Genomic DNA, 13,373 nt, shown 5'->3' on the forward strand with positions numbered 1-13,373 from the left:
CGGGCCTGTTCGTTCGGGGCGGTTCGCCGGAGCTGGCCCTGAGATCCCGTCCTCGCTTGAGCTGGGCTGTGCGCGCGGATCGCCCTCGCGCTCAACACCGCCGCCTGCACGACCGAGCTCCTGCGCAGCGCCATCGCGGATACGCCCGGGGGCGACGTCGAGGCGGCGATGGCTCGCGGACACGCCTGTTCGATCTGGATGCGCCGGATCGTCCCGCCCTTGGCCTTTCTCCATACCATCCTGGTCCATTTCAACGGGTGATCTTATGGTGCGCGGTTCGGCCGTGGCCAAAACCATCGCTCCACGGGGCATGTCCGGTGTCGGCGGCTGGCTTGCTGCGCGTCTCGCTCGATGCCGATTCCCTGGATCTCGCCACTGCCCCCGCCGTCGGCATCACGCTCCCCGGCGAGGCCACCTTTCGGGGGGCGCATCCGGTCATGGAAAAGGTCCATGACAGTGGCGTCGTCACCTTGCTGGACTTTGTTGGACCAAATCCGTTACTCGAAGACCAAGGCCGCGCCGCGTCGTCGATGGTCGATCCGGCCGCCCCGCCCTCGGGTCGCCGCGCTTTCGTCCGCCCCGCATACAGCCATTCGTGAGACCGCCCATGCCCGCCCCCCTGCCGTCCGAACTCGCCTTCATCCGCTTCGTCAGCGTCGAGAACATGATGAAGCTCATTCACCATATCGGCGTCGAGACCGTGCTGGCCGATCTCATCCGCTATATCGAGGAGGATTTCCGCCGCTGGGATCTCTTCGACAAGACGCCGCGCCTGGCCAGCCATTCGGCCGAAGGCGTGATCGAGCTGATGCCGACCTCGGACGGCGAGGTTTACGGGTTCAAGTATGTCAACGGCCACCCCAAGAACACCCGCGAGGGGTTGCAGACCGTCACCGCGTTCGGGCTGCTGGCACGTGTCGACACCGGGTATCCGGTGCTGCTGTCGGAGATGACCATCCTGACCGCGCTCAGGACGGCCGCAACCTCCGCGATGGTCGCCAAGGCGCTCGCGCCGAAAGACGCGCGGACCATGGCGATGATCGGAAACGGCGCGCAGTCCGAGTTTCAGGCGCTCGCCATGCGCGCGGCTTGCGGGGTCGAGCGGCTGCGCCTTTACGACATCGACAGCAAGGCGACCGACAAGCTGGTGCGCAACCTCTCGAACCGCGGCTTCGTGCTCGAACCCTGCGCCAGCCCCGAGGAGGCGATCGAGGGCGCGCAGATCATCACCACCTGCACCGCCGACAAGCAATATGCCACGATCCTGACCGACAACATGGTGGGCGCGGGCGTCCACATCAACGCGATCGGCGGCGATTGCCCCGGCAAGACTGAACTGCACCGCGACATCCTTGGTCGGTCGGCCGTGTTCGTCGAATATACGCCTCAGACACGGATCGAAGGCGAGCTCCAGCAGATGCCGCAGGATTTCCCGGTGACGGAGATGTGGAAGGTGTTGAGCGGCACGGCGCCGGGCCGCACGTCGGACCAGCAGATCACCCTCTTCGACGGCGTGGGCTTCGCCGTCGAGGACTTCTCCGCCCTGCGCTACGTCCGCGACCGGCTGGACGATACCGACCTTTATCAGAATCTCGACATCATCGCGGATCCCGACGATCCACGGGATTTGTTCGGCATGTTGAATCGGGCAACGACATAAGTTTTCTCGTGGGCGTCGATCTCTTGCCGTACGTTCACCCCGGCGATCTGCACCGCGTCGAAGTCTTGGAAGCCGTCAAAGTCGTTGTTGACCGAGAACTCGGTGAAGACCTGATTGGGGGCAAGTGTTCGCGAAGAACAGCCCCCGCGCGGCCAAGCATTCGGTGCAGACCAGCCGGCCCTCAAGCGCTGAAATTTCGAGCGTATAGAAGCTGTCGAGGCAGACATGGCGATCTCTTGGCAGTGTATTCGACGGTCTCAGCCCTAGTGTCTCGCCTTTGTCAGAACCCGAGACCGAAAGGCGCGCACGCCGTCATCCCTCCCCGCGAGAACGCCGGGCCGTGAAAGCCTTCGACTGCTGGCGCAATCGACCGGAACCAAGCGCTCCCCGCTTCGAAATACCTTGGACGCGCCGTCTGGCGGAAGTGGCGCGGCTACCACCGCTGAAGCCACGCTGAGACGAAGGTGCACTGCGTGATGCTGGGGCAGAGCCTCATGGCACACGACTTCGATCGTCAGGTCGCCGAACTCAAGATACGCGCTGCCGTGGTGAACAGATACACCGTCCTCGGCATCCCTGTCACAGAGACCGCAGGATAAGTCATTCAACCCATTGCGCAACAAAACCACCATTATCAAAACTTCTGCTTTAACATAAATAAGGTTATTAGTGCGGAAGTTCGCGATGGTTACGCTCGACTCCCTGGCGGCGAGAATTTCAACACTCGGAACAGGCCCTGACCATTCGCGTTCCGAGACCGGCTAGCCGTCGAGGGAAAGAACACCCGCCCTCTCTTCGACTGGGGGTCCGAGCGGTACCTGCGGGAAAGCGCCTTCAAGCCCGAGGACGGCGTGGAGCGGCTCCGGGCGTTCGACGCGATCTTCTTCGGCGCCGTCGGCGCGCGCCGGACGTGCCGGACCACCTGACGCTCTGGGGCCTGCGCCTCGCCATCTGCCAGCCGCTCGACCAATACGCCAACGTGCGTCCCACACGGATCCTGCCGGGCATCCAAAGCCCGCTCGCAGGGGTTGGTCCCGGGGATCTGGACCGGGTGATCGTGCGGGAAAACCCCGCGGGGGAATATGCCGGCCAGGGCGGGCGCAGCCATCGCGCCCAGCGCCACGAGACCGCCACCGAAGTCCCGATCTTCACCCGCACCGGCGTCGAGCGCATCACGCGCCACGCCTTCGCGCTCGCACGGTCGCGGCCGCGCAAGCCTCTCACCGTGGTGACCAAGTCGAACGCGCAGCACTACGGCATGGTGCTCTGGGACGAGGTCGCCGCCGAGGTCGCGAAGGACTTCCCGGACGTGACCTGGGACAGGATGCTGGTCTATGCGATGACGGTGCGGATGACGAAGAATCCCGGCTCGCTCGACGCCATCGTGGCCGCAAACCTCCACGCCGACATCTCCTGTCCGACCCGGCCGCCGCGTTGGCCGGCTCCATCGGCATCGCGCCGACCGCGAATCTCAATCCGAAGGGGACCACACCCTCGATGTTCGAGCCGATCCACGGCTCCGCCCCGACATCACGGGGCGCGGCATCGCCAACCCCGTGGGCACGTTCTGGTCCGCCTCGATGCCGCTCGAGCATGTGGGCGAGTCCGAGGCCGCCCGGCGGCTGATGGACGCGGAGGAGATGGTGACGGCCGACCCGAATCTGCATACGCCCGACCTTGGCGGCGACGCCACCACCGACCGCGTGACCGAGGCGGTGATCGCCGCGATCCGCGGCCGCAACGAATGAGGACCAGATGACCGAGAACCGCAAACGCATCGCCGTCATTCCCGGGGACGGGATCGGCAAGGAAGTCATTCCCGAGGGGCTTCGCGTGCTGGAGGCCGCCGCCGCGCGCTACGACCTCGACTTCGCCTTCGACGCGTTCGATTTCGCGAGCTGCGACTACTACGAGGCGCACGGGCAGATGATGCCCGACGACTGGAAGGCCCGGATCGGCGGGCACGACGCCATCTTCTTCGGCGCCGTCGGCTGGCCCGCGACCGTGCCGGACCACGTTTCGCTCTGGGGCTCGCTGATCCAGTTCCGCCGCGAGTTCGACCAGTATGTGAGCCTGCGCCCCGCGCGGCTCATGCCCGGCGTCGTCTCGCCCCTGGCCAACCGCGCACCGGGCGATATCGACATGATGATCGTGCGGGAGAACACCGAAGGGGAATATTCCTCCATCGGCGGGCGCATGTTCCCCGGCACCGAGCGGGAGATCGTCCTGCAGGAAACGGTGATGACGCGGCACGGGGTCGATCGGATCCTGCGCTACGCCTTCGACCTCGCGGAGAAGCGGTCCGGCCGGCTCACCTCGGCCACGAAGTCGAACGGCATCTCGATCACCATGCCCTACTGGGACGAGCGCGTCGCCGCGATGGCGGAAAGCTATCCGGACGTCACGGTGGACAAGTACCACATCGACATCCTGACGGCGCTCTTCGTGCTCCATCCGGACCGGTTCGACGTGGTCGTGGCCTCGAACCTCTTCGGCGACATCCTGAGCGATCTCGGTCCCGCCTGCACCGGCACGATCGGCATCGCGCCCTCGGGGAACGTCAATCCCGAGCACAGCTTCCCGTCGCTGTTCGAGCCCGTGCACGGCTCCGCGCCGGACATCGCGGGACAGGGCGTCGCCAACCCGATCGGGCAGATCTGGGCCGGCGCCATGATGCTCGACCATCTGGGCCACGCGGAGGCCGCCGCGGGCATCGTGGCCGCCATCGAGCGCGTGCTGACGGAGCCGGGCCTGCGGACCCGCGACCTCGGCGGCACCGCCGACACCGTCACCTGCGGCAAGGCCGTCGCGGACGCGCTGAACTGAGGAGAGCGACATGAAGATACTCGAAATCCGCGAAAAGACGGTCTCGATCGCCTCGCCCATCGCCAACGCCTATATCGACTTCTCGAAGATGACCTGCTCGGTCGTGGCCGTCGTCACCGACGTCGTGCGGGACGGCAAGCGGGTGGTGGGCTACGGCTTCAACTCGAACGGCCGCTACGGACAGGGCGCGCTGATGCGGGACCGGTTCCTCGACCGCATCGCGGAGGCCGACCCGCAGAGCCTCGTGGACGAGGCGAACGACAACCTCGACCCCTTCGCCATCTGGAAGACCCTGATGTCGAACGAGAAGCCCGGCGGCCACGGCGAACGCTCGGTCGCGGTCGGCACCATCGACATGGCGGTCTGGGACGCGGTGGCGAAGATCGCGGGCGTTCCGCTCTGGCGGCTCCTCGCGGACCGCTACCGCGACGGCGTGGCCGACGCGCGCGTCTGGGTCTATGCCGCCGGCGGCTACTATTACCCCGGCAAGGACCACGCCAAGCTCAAGGACGAGATGCGCGGCTATCTGGACCGCGGCTACGAGGTGGTGAAGATGAAGATCGGCGGCGCCCCGTTGGCCGAGGACATCGCCCGGATCGAGGCGGTGATCGACGTCGTGGGCAGCGGGCGCAACCTCGCCGTCGACGCCAACGGGCGCTTCGACCTCGACACCGCGATCGCCTATGCCGAGGCGCTGCGGCCCTACGACCTCTACTGGTACGAGGAGGCGGGCGATCCGCTGGACTACGCGCTGCAGGCGGAGCTCGCGAACCATTACGACGCGCCGATGGCCACGGGCGAGAACCTGTTCTCGCACCAGGACACGCGCAACCTCTTGCGGCACGGCGGCATGCGCCCGGACCGCGACTGGCTGCAATTCGATTGCGCGCTGTCCTACGGGCTCGTGGAATACCTTCGCACGCTCGACGTGATGGCCGACCTCGGCTGGTCGCCCCGCCGCGTCGTCCCGCATGGCGGCCACCAGATGTCGCTCAACATCGCGGCGGGTCTGCACCTGGGCGGCAACGAGAGCTACCCGGACGTGTTCCAGCCCTTCGGCGGTTTCGCGGACGACCTCGCCGTGGAGAACGGCCATGTCGGCCTGCCGCAGATCCCGGGCGTCGGCTTCGAGGCAAAGTCCGCGCTCTACGAGGTGATGCGGAGCCTCGCCGAGTAGACGGCGCGGCGTCCGCTATGTCCCGGGCGTCCCCGGCGGCGGGCCCAGCCCCTCAAGCATCGAGGCCGGCAGAGCCGGAGAAGCGGTTGAAGGCCCGCGCTCCGACCCCGCTGTTTCCCCGTGGCGGAAATGCCCCTGACGGCGCGGCTTGTGGACCCCTCCGACGGCTGCTACCGTTCGCGAAATCCGTTGGGGTGTCCCGTTTGGGACTGAGAGGCGCACGCCAACCCATCGAACCTGATCCGGGCGATGCCGGCGTAGGGAACGGAGAACGATCTGGCACAGCCCCCGGGCGGCCTTTTCTTCCTCCCCCCTTCCTCGGTGGGGGAGACGATGACGACACACGTATCCGCTTTGACCATCGCGGGCTCCGACAGCGGCGGAGGGGCCGGCATTCAGGCCGACCTCAAGACGTTCTCGGCCCTCGGCGTCTACGGCACCAGCGCGATCACGGCGATCACCGCACAGAACACGCGCGGCGTCTTCGCCGTGGACGCGGTCTCGCCCGCCATGGTCGCGGCGCAGATCCGCGCCGTGCTGGAGGATATCCAGCCGGGGGCGATAAAGATCGGGATGCTGGCCTCCCGCGAAATCGTCGCCGCCGTCGCCGACGCGATCGAAGGCTACGGGGGCCCGGTCGTGCTCGACCCTGTCATGGTCGCCAAGTCGGGCGACGCCCTTCTCGCGGAGGAAGCCGAGGCGGCGCTGATCGCGCGGCTGGTGCCCCGCGCCACCGTGCTGACCCCGAACCTTCCCGAAGCGGCGCGCCTGCTGGGCCGCGATCCGGCGCGGGACGCGGCGGAGACCGAGGCGCAGGGGCGGGCCCTGCTCGGGCTCGGCGCGGGGGCCGTGGTGATGAAGGGCGGCCACGCGGAGGGGGACACCTGCATCGACCGGCTGGTCACGGCGTCGGGCACGCTGGCGATGGAGCGGCCCCGGCTCGCCACGCGCAACACGCACGGAACGGGATGCAGCCTGTCTTCGGCCATCGCGGCCGAGCTGGCGCGGGGCGCGGAGGTCGAGGCGGCGGTCCGCCGGGCGCAGGGCTGGCTCCACGACGCGATCCGCGCGGCGGACGGGCTGGGCATCGGCGGCGGCCACGGGCCCGTCCACCATTTCCACGAGCTCTGGTCGTGACGCGGGCGACCGTCCTCGGGGCCGGCGTCGCCGGGCTCTGCGTGGCGACCGAGCTGGTTGCGCGGGGCCGCGAGGTGACGATCCTCGATCCCGCGCCCCGGCCCGGACCGCATGGCTGCTCGTGGTGGGCCGGCGGAATGCTGGCGCCCTTCTGCGAGGGCGAGACGGCGGAGGAACCGGTCGTCCGGTTGGGGCAGGAGGCCGCCGACTGGTGGGCGCGGCAGGGCGTGGCGGTCGCGCGGCGCGGCACCCTCGTCGTGACGCTCGGCCGCGACCGGCGGGAACTCGACCGCTTCGCCCGTCGCGTCCCGGGGCACGAACGGCTCGACGCCGCCGGGCTCGCCGCGCTGGAGCCCGATCTGGGCGGCCGCTTCGACCGCGCCCTGCACATCCCCGAGGAGGCGCATCTCGATCCGCGCGCGGCGCTGAACGTCCTTCGCGACCGGCTCGAACGGGCCGGCGCCGACTTCGTCGCCGGGAGCGGCCGTCCCGACGGGTTGACCTTCGATTGCCGCGGGCTCGCGGCGCGGGACGTCCTGCCGGATCTGCGCGGGGTGAAGGGGGAGATGGCGGTGCTGCGAAGCGCCGACATCCGCCTCGACCGGCCCGTCCGGCTGCTCCATCCCCGCTTCCCCCTCTACGTCGTCCCGCGGACGGACGGGCTCTTCATGCTGGGCGCCACCCAGATCGAGAGCGACGACCGCACGCGGCGCGTCCGTTCCGTTCTGGAGCTGCTCTCGGCGGCCTATGCGCTGCATCCCGCCTTCGGCGAGGCGGAGCTGGTGGAGATCGGCGTCGACGCGCGCCCCGCCTTTCCCGACAACCTGCCCCGCCTCGTGCGGCGGGGGGACACGATCCACGTCAACGGCCTTTTCCGCCATGGCTTCCTTCTTGCGCCCGCTCTGGCGCGGAGGGCGGCGGAGGCGGCCTTGCAGGGCACCAGACCGGAGTTTTGGCATGAAGATCACAGTTAACGGCACCGCGACCGAGGTGCGGGCGGAGACGCTCGCCGCGGTTCTGGACGAGCTCGGCTACGGCGACGCCAGGGTCGCCACCGCCCTCAACGAGGACTTCGTGCCGGCGACGACGCGCGGGGAGACGACGCTGTCCCCGGGCGACCGGGTCGAGATCGTCGCGCCGCGGCAGGGAGGCTGAGATGGAGCTCTACGGAACCGAAATCGCCTCGCGCCTGATGCTCGGCACGGCGCAATACCCGTCTCCTTCCGTGCTGGCGGAGGCCTTCCGCCGCTCCGGCGCGGGCATCGCGACCGTGTCCGTCCGCCGCGAGGCGGGGGGCGAGCGGGCCGGCACGGCCTTCTGGGATCTCGTGCGGGAGCTCGGGGTCCGCGTCCTGCCGAACACCGCCGGCTGCCATTCGGCCCGCGAGGCGGTGACCACCGCGCAGATGGCGCGCGAGCTCTTCAACACGCCGTGGATCAAGCTCGAGGTGATCGGCCATGCCGACACCCTCCAGCCCGACCCGTTCGGGCTGGTGGAGGCCGCGCGCATCCTCACGGAGGACGGCTTCCAGGTCTTTCCCTACACCACGGAGGACGTTGTGCTGGCCGACCGACTGCTCGACACGGGCTGCGAGGTGCTGATGCCCTGGGGCGCGCCCATCGGCACCGGGCTGGGGCTCACCAACGTCTACGGACTCCGGACGCTGCGCGCGCAGTTTCCCGACGTGCCGATGGTGGTCGATGCGGGGCTCGGCTTGCCCAGCCAGGCGGCGATGGCGATGGAGATGGGGTTCGACGCGGTGCTCCTGAACACCGCGGTCGCGAAGGCCGGCGATCCGGCGGCGATGGCCGAGGGCTTCGCCCGCGCGGTGGAGGCCGGGCGGCTGGCCTACGGGGCCGATCCGATGGAGCCGCGCGACATGGCCGCCCCCTCCACCCCGGTGATCGGAAGGGCGTTCCTGGAATGAAACTCGACCGCTTCTATCCCATCTTCGACGGGCCGGACTGGCTCGACCGCACCCTGCCGCTCGGCGTGAAGCTGGTGCAGCTCCGCATCAAGGACGCCCCCGGGGCGGCGCTGCGCCGCGACGTGGCGCGTGCGCGCGATCTCTGCCGGCACCACGGCGCGGTGCTCGTCGTCAACGATCACTGGCGCATCGCCATCGAGACCGGCTGCGACTGGGTGCATCTGGGCCAGGAGGATCTCGACGACGCCGACATTTCCGCGATCCGCCGCGCAGGTCTGAAGCTCGGGATCAGCACGCACGACGACGCGGAGCTCGACCGCGCGCTGGCGCTCGCGCCGGACTACGTGGCGCTCGGGCCGGTCTATCCGACGATCCTGAAGAAGATGCGCTGGCACGAGCAGGGGCTCGACCGCGTCACCGAATGGAAGCGCCGCATCGGCGACATCCCCCTCGTCGCCATCGGCGGCATGTCGGTCGCGCGGGCCGAGGGCGCCTTCCGGGCCGGGGCCGACATCGTGTCCGCCGTGACCGACATCACGCTCCGCGACGACCCCGAGGACCGCGTCCGCCAGTGGATCGAGGCCACGCGATGAACCGCTACGCGCGACAGGTCGTCGTGCCAGACCTGGGGCCGGAGGGTCAGGCCCGCCTGCGGGATGCGCATGTGCTCGTCGTGGGCGCGGGCGGGCTCGCGGCGCCGGTGCTGCAATATCTCGGCGGCGCCGGCGTCGGGCGCATCCGGCTGGTCGATCCCGACCGGGTGGAGATATCGAACCTGCACCGCCAGACGCTGTTCCGCGAGGCCGATATCGACCGCCCCAAGGCCGAGGCCGCCGCCGCCCACATCGCCGCGCTCAATCCGGAATGCCGGGTGGAGCCGGTCACGGCCGCGCTCGACCCCGCCAACGCGGACGCGCTTTGCGAGGGCACCGACCTCGTCCTCGACTGCGCCGACAGCTTCGCGGCGAGCTACGTCCTGTCCGACGCTTGCCACGCCGCCGGGCGCCCGCTGGTCAGCGCCTCGGTGATCGAGCTTGACGGCTACGCGGGCGCCTTCTGCGGCGGCGCGCCGAGCCTGCGCGCCGTGTTCCCCGACCTGCCGCAGCGTCTGGGATCCTGCGCCGAGGACGGCGTTCTGGGGCCGGTGGTGGGGATCCTCGGCGCGGTGCAGGCGCAGATGGCCGTGGCGCTCCTCGCCGGGATCGAACCCTCCCCGCTGGGCCAGCTCGTCACCTTCGACGCGCGCGGCTTCCGCTTCGGCGGCTTCCGCTTCGCGGGCGCGCCCGAGCCCGACCGCCAGCCGCGCTTCCTCGCGCCCGCCGAGATCGCCCCGGGCGACTTCCTCGTGGACCTTCGCGCCGAGGGCGAGGCGCCGCTGGTGCGCCCCGCCGCGCGTCGCCTGCCCGTGACCGCCTTCGGTCCCGGCGGGCCCCGCCCCGCCCCCGGTCAGCGCGCCGTGCTCTGCTGCCGCTCGGGCCAGCGCTCGTGGCAGGCGGCCGAACGCCTCGCCGCCACATGGGACGGCGACATCTTCCTCGTCGCCCTGGGCGACGAGGCCCCCGCAATCGACCCCGCCGGAGAGACCCGATGAAAGCCACCCTGACCGCCCTCGCACTGCTCGCCGCCGCGCCCGCCGCGGCACAGGATCAAATGAGTGTCGTGCTCGACTGGTTCGTGAATCCGGACCATGGTCCCATCATCGTGGCCCAGGAGCAGGGCTACTTCGCGGAGGCGGGGCTGGAGGTCGAGGTGATCGCCCCCGCCGACCCCGCCGATCCGCCCAAGATGGCCGCCGCCGGCCGCGCCGACATCGCCATCTCCTACCAGCCGCAACTCCACCTTCAGGTCGCCGAGGGGATGCCGCTCATCCGTGTCGGCACCCTCGTGGCGACGCCGCTCAACTGCCTCCTCGTGCTCGAGGACGGCCCCGTCGCGGAGATCGCGGATCTGGAAGGCCGCAAGATCGGCTTTTCGGTGGCGGGCGTCGAGGAGGCGCTGTTGTCGGCGATGCTCGTCCAGGCCGGTCTCGGCATCGCGGATGTCGAACTGGTCAACGTCAACTGGGCGCTGTCGCCCGCGCTGATGTCGGGGCAGGTCGACGCGGTGATCGGCGCGTTCCGCAACTTCGAGCTCAACCAGATGGAGATCGAGGGCGTCGCGGGCCGATGCTTCTACCCCGAGGAGCAAGGCGTCCCGACCTATGACGAGCTGATCTACATCGCCAATCCCGAGACGATGGACCGCGACATGATCCGCCGCTTCCTCGGCGCGACGGAAAAGGCCGTGCAGTTCATCGTGAACAACCCCCAGGCAAGCTGGGAGATCTTCTCCGGCACCTCCACCGAGTTGCAGGACGAGCTGAACGAGCGGGCCTGGGCCGACACGATCCCGCGCTTCGCGCTACGCCCCGAGGCGCTGGACGCGGGCCGCTATGCCCGGTTCGAGACGTTCCTGAACGAGGCCGGACTGGTCGAGGGCACACGGCCCGTCTCCGCGCTGGCGGTGGATCCGGGGGCGGAATGAGCTACGGGGCGACCTTTCCGCTCTGGCGCGCGGCCGCCGGAGAGGCGTGGCAGGACTACACCCGCCACGCCTTCGTCGAGGGGCTGCGCGACGGCACGCTGCCGCGCGAGGGGTTCCTGCGCTACCTCGTGCAGGACTACGTCTTTCTCGTGCATTTCTCCCGCGCCTGGGCGCTCGCCGTGACCAAGGCCGAGACGCTGGACGAGATGCGCGCCTGCGCCGCCACGGTCCACGCGCTTCTCGACGAGGAGATGCGCCTCCATGTCGGGACCTGCGCCGCCGAAGGCATCCCGGAGGCGGAGCTTTTCGCGGCCCGCGAGGCGCCGCAGAACCTCGCCTATACCCGCTACGTCCTCGATGCCGGCCATTCCGGCGACTTCCTCGACCTGATGGCGGCGCTGGCGCCCTGCGTGCTGGGCTACGGGGAGATCGGCGCGCGGCTGGGGGCGAAGGCCGGCCCCACGCCCTATGCCGACTGGATCGCCACCTATGCCGGCGCGGAATACCAGCGCACCTGCCGCGAGGTCGGCGCGCTGATCGACGCGGCGGTCGCCCGGCGGCTGGGCGAAGCGCCCGAACGCTCGCCCCGCTGGCCCCGCCTCTGCGCCCGCTTCGAGACGGCGACCCGGCTCGAGGTCGACTTCTGGGGCCTCGGTCTTTCGGCATGACCGCGCCCGCGCTGCGTCTCGCCGGGCGCGCGACGATCGACGGCGTGCCGGTTTTCGGCCCCGTCACTCTGGACGCGCCCGCCGGGCGATGGACGTGCCTGCTCGGGCCCTCCGGCGTGGGCAAGTCCACGATCCTCCGCCTGTTCGCGGGGCTGGACGACGGCCTGGCCTTCGACGGCGAGGCCGGGGCGGATGACGGCGCGCCGCTCGACGGCCGCGTCGCCCTGATGGCGCAGAGCGACCTGCTGCTGCCGTGGCTCGACGCGACCGCCAACGTCACCCTCGGCGCGCGTCTGCGGGGCGGGGCGCCGCAGGCGGACCGGGCGCGGGAGGTGCTGCAACGCGTCGGGCTCGCCGAGCATGCCGCGAAGCGGCCGGGAGCCCTGTCCGGCGGCCAGCGGCAGCGCGTGGCGCTCGCGCGGACCCTGATGGAGGATCGGCCGGTCGTGCTGCTGGACGAGCCGTTCTCCGCCCTCGACGCCCGGTCACGGGCGCTGATGCAGGATCTGGCGACCGGACTGCTCGCCGGCCGCACCGTCCTCCACGTCACCCACGACGCCGCCGAGGCGGCGCGGCTGGGGCAGACCATCCTCCTGATGACGCGGGACGGGATCGCCGCCATCGACCCGCCGGACGCCCCGGTGCCCCGCCCCTTCGACGCGCCCGAAACCCTCGCGTTCCAGAGCCGGCTGCTGCGGCGGCTCATGGAGGCGCGATGAGATCCGCCGTCCGCATCGCCGGCATCGCGCTTCTGGCCCTGCTCGCCTGGCACCTCCTCGTGGTGCTGGCCGAACTGCCGCGCTTCATCCTGCCCGGGCCGGGCCTCGTCTTCGCCACGCTCTGGACCAGCCGCGCGCTGATCGCCGAACACGCGCTCGTCACCGCCGCCGAGGTGCTCCTCGGCCTCGGGATCGGCGCGGCCCTGGGCTTCGTCGCCGCGATCCTGCTGGCCGCGTCGCCGCTCGCGCGGTCGCTGCTGCGCCCGATGCTCGTGTTCAGCCAGGCCGTGCCGGTCTTCGCGCTGGCGCCGATCCTGACGCTCTGGCTGGGCTACGGGCTTCTGTCCAAGGTCGCGATGGCGCTGCTCATCATCTTCTTTCCGGTCACCTCGGCCTTTTTCGACGCGCTGATGCGGACGCCGCCCGGCTGGCTGGAGCTCGCGCGGGTGATGAATGCCACGCCCGCACGCGTCCTGTGGCGCGTCCGGGTGCCGGCGGCCCTGCCCGGCTTCGCCTCGGGCCTGCGCCTCGCCGCCGTCTACGCCCCGATCGGCGCGATCATCGGCGAATGGGTCGGCGCGTCCCGGGGCCTGGGCTACCTCATGCTGCTGGCGAACGGGCGCGCGAAGATCGACCTGATGTTCGCCGCGCTGATCGTGCTGGCCGTCGGGACGCTCGCCCTCCATGCCGCCGTCGATGCGGCCTGCCGGAAGCTGTGGGACAGCTAGGGTCCGGG

14 protein-coding genes, 3 pseudogenes and 1 riboswitch are annotated in these 13,373 nt (G+C 70.2%); all 17 genes and pseudogenes read left to right on the forward strand.

Annotation, left to right across the window (positions count from 1 at the left end):
* Positions 1 to 332 precede the first annotated feature (332 nt).
* The 17 genes and pseudogenes from Q1B08_RS14740 to Q1B08_RS14820 all read left to right on the forward strand — a co-directional run bounded on the left by Q1B08_RS14740 (position 333) and on the right by Q1B08_RS14820 (position 13,365).
* Positions 333 to 599: an arginase family protein gene (locus Q1B08_RS14740; protein ID WP_299820400.1), complete on the forward strand. Its 267-nt coding sequence runs from the start codon at positions 333 to 335 to the stop codon at positions 597 to 599.
* Positions 600 to 607: 8 nt separating this feature from the next.
* Complete coding sequence (locus Q1B08_RS14745) at positions 608 to 1,660, forward strand: ornithine cyclodeaminase (protein WP_299820403.1); 1,053 nt, start codon at positions 608 to 610, stop codon at positions 1,658 to 1,660.
* A 296-nt stretch (positions 1,661 to 1,956) separates the two neighbouring features.
* Positions 1,957 to 2,259: pseudogene (locus tag Q1B08_RS14750) on the forward strand (IS5/IS1182 family transposase); the annotation flags it as partial.
* Between the two features lie 380 nt (positions 2,260 to 2,639).
* A pseudogene (locus Q1B08_RS14755) lies at positions 2,640 to 3,008 on the forward strand (isocitrate/isopropylmalate family dehydrogenase); the annotation flags it as partial.
* Between the two features lie 86 nt (positions 3,009 to 3,094).
* A pseudogene (locus Q1B08_RS14760) lies at positions 3,095 to 3,408 on the forward strand (isocitrate/isopropylmalate family dehydrogenase).
* A gap of 7 nt (positions 3,409 to 3,415) precedes the next feature.
* The gene (locus tag Q1B08_RS14765) at positions 3,416 to 4,486 is read left to right on the forward strand and encodes a tartrate dehydrogenase (protein ID WP_299820406.1); all 1,071 of its coding nucleotides are present in this window, start codon (positions 3,416 to 3,418) and stop codon (positions 4,484 to 4,486) included.
* Positions 4,487 to 4,496: 10 nt separating this feature from the next.
* Complete coding sequence (locus Q1B08_RS14770) at positions 4,497 to 5,663, forward strand: mandelate racemase/muconate lactonizing enzyme family protein (protein ID WP_299820409.1); 1,167 nt, start codon at positions 4,497 to 4,499, stop codon at positions 5,661 to 5,663.
* 180 nt (positions 5,664 to 5,843) lie between these two features.
* Positions 5,844 to 5,944, forward strand: a riboswitch (TPP riboswitch).
* Between the two features lie 52 nt (positions 5,945 to 5,996).
* Positions 5,997 to 6,800, forward strand: coding sequence for a bifunctional hydroxymethylpyrimidine kinase/phosphomethylpyrimidine kinase (gene thiD, locus Q1B08_RS14775; protein ID WP_299820412.1), 804 nt, complete (start codon positions 5,997 to 5,999; stop codon positions 6,798 to 6,800).
* Positions 6,797 to 7,774 (forward strand): FAD-dependent oxidoreductase, encoded by a 978-nt coding sequence (locus Q1B08_RS14780; RefSeq protein ID WP_299820415.1) that lies wholly within the window; start codon positions 6,797 to 6,799, stop codon positions 7,772 to 7,774. Before thiD ends, Q1B08_RS14780 begins: the two co-directional genes overlap by 4 nt.
* Entirely contained in the window at positions 7,758 to 7,955 is a 198-nt protein-coding gene (gene thiS / locus Q1B08_RS14785) for a sulfur carrier protein ThiS (protein WP_299820418.1), read from the forward strand. The genes Q1B08_RS14780 and thiS overlap by 17 nt, the downstream gene beginning before the upstream one ends.
* Before the next feature lies 1 nt (position 7,956).
* A complete protein-coding gene (locus tag Q1B08_RS14790; RefSeq protein WP_299820421.1) occupies positions 7,957 to 8,727 on the forward strand; it encodes a thiazole synthase in 771 nt (256 codons plus the stop codon).
* On the forward strand, positions 8,724 to 9,320 hold the full coding sequence (locus tag Q1B08_RS14795; RefSeq protein WP_299820424.1) for a thiamine phosphate synthase: 597 nt from the start codon (positions 8,724 to 8,726) through the stop codon (positions 9,318 to 9,320). Before Q1B08_RS14790 ends, Q1B08_RS14795 begins: the two co-directional genes overlap by 4 nt.
* Positions 9,317 to 10,318 (forward strand): HesA/MoeB/ThiF family protein, encoded by a 1,002-nt coding sequence (locus tag Q1B08_RS14800; protein WP_299820427.1) that lies wholly within the window; start codon positions 9,317 to 9,319, stop codon positions 10,316 to 10,318. The genes Q1B08_RS14795 and Q1B08_RS14800 overlap by 4 nt, the downstream gene beginning before the upstream one ends.
* Positions 10,315 to 11,250, forward strand: coding sequence for an ABC transporter substrate-binding protein (locus Q1B08_RS14805; RefSeq protein WP_299820432.1), 936 nt, complete (start codon positions 10,315 to 10,317; stop codon positions 11,248 to 11,250). The genes Q1B08_RS14800 and Q1B08_RS14805 overlap by 4 nt, the downstream gene beginning before the upstream one ends.
* Complete coding sequence (locus tag Q1B08_RS14810; RefSeq protein WP_299820435.1) at positions 11,247 to 11,918, forward strand: TenA family protein; 672 nt, start codon at positions 11,247 to 11,249, stop codon at positions 11,916 to 11,918. The genes Q1B08_RS14805 and Q1B08_RS14810 overlap by 4 nt, the downstream gene beginning before the upstream one ends.
* Complete coding sequence (locus Q1B08_RS14815) at positions 11,915 to 12,637, forward strand: ATP-binding cassette domain-containing protein (RefSeq protein ID WP_299820438.1); 723 nt, start codon at positions 11,915 to 11,917, stop codon at positions 12,635 to 12,637. Before Q1B08_RS14810 ends, Q1B08_RS14815 begins: the two co-directional genes overlap by 4 nt.
* Positions 12,634 to 13,365, forward strand: a complete 732-nt coding sequence (locus Q1B08_RS14820; RefSeq protein WP_299820441.1) for an ABC transporter permease — start codon at positions 12,634 to 12,636, stop codon at positions 13,363 to 13,365. Before Q1B08_RS14815 ends, Q1B08_RS14820 begins: the two co-directional genes overlap by 4 nt.
* The last annotated feature ends 8 nt before the right edge of the window (positions 13,366 to 13,373 follow it).

The sequence above is a fragment of the uncultured Jannaschia sp. genome, assembly GCF_947494025.1.
Classification (GTDB): Bacteria; Pseudomonadota; Alphaproteobacteria; order Rhodobacterales; family Rhodobacteraceae; genus Jannaschia.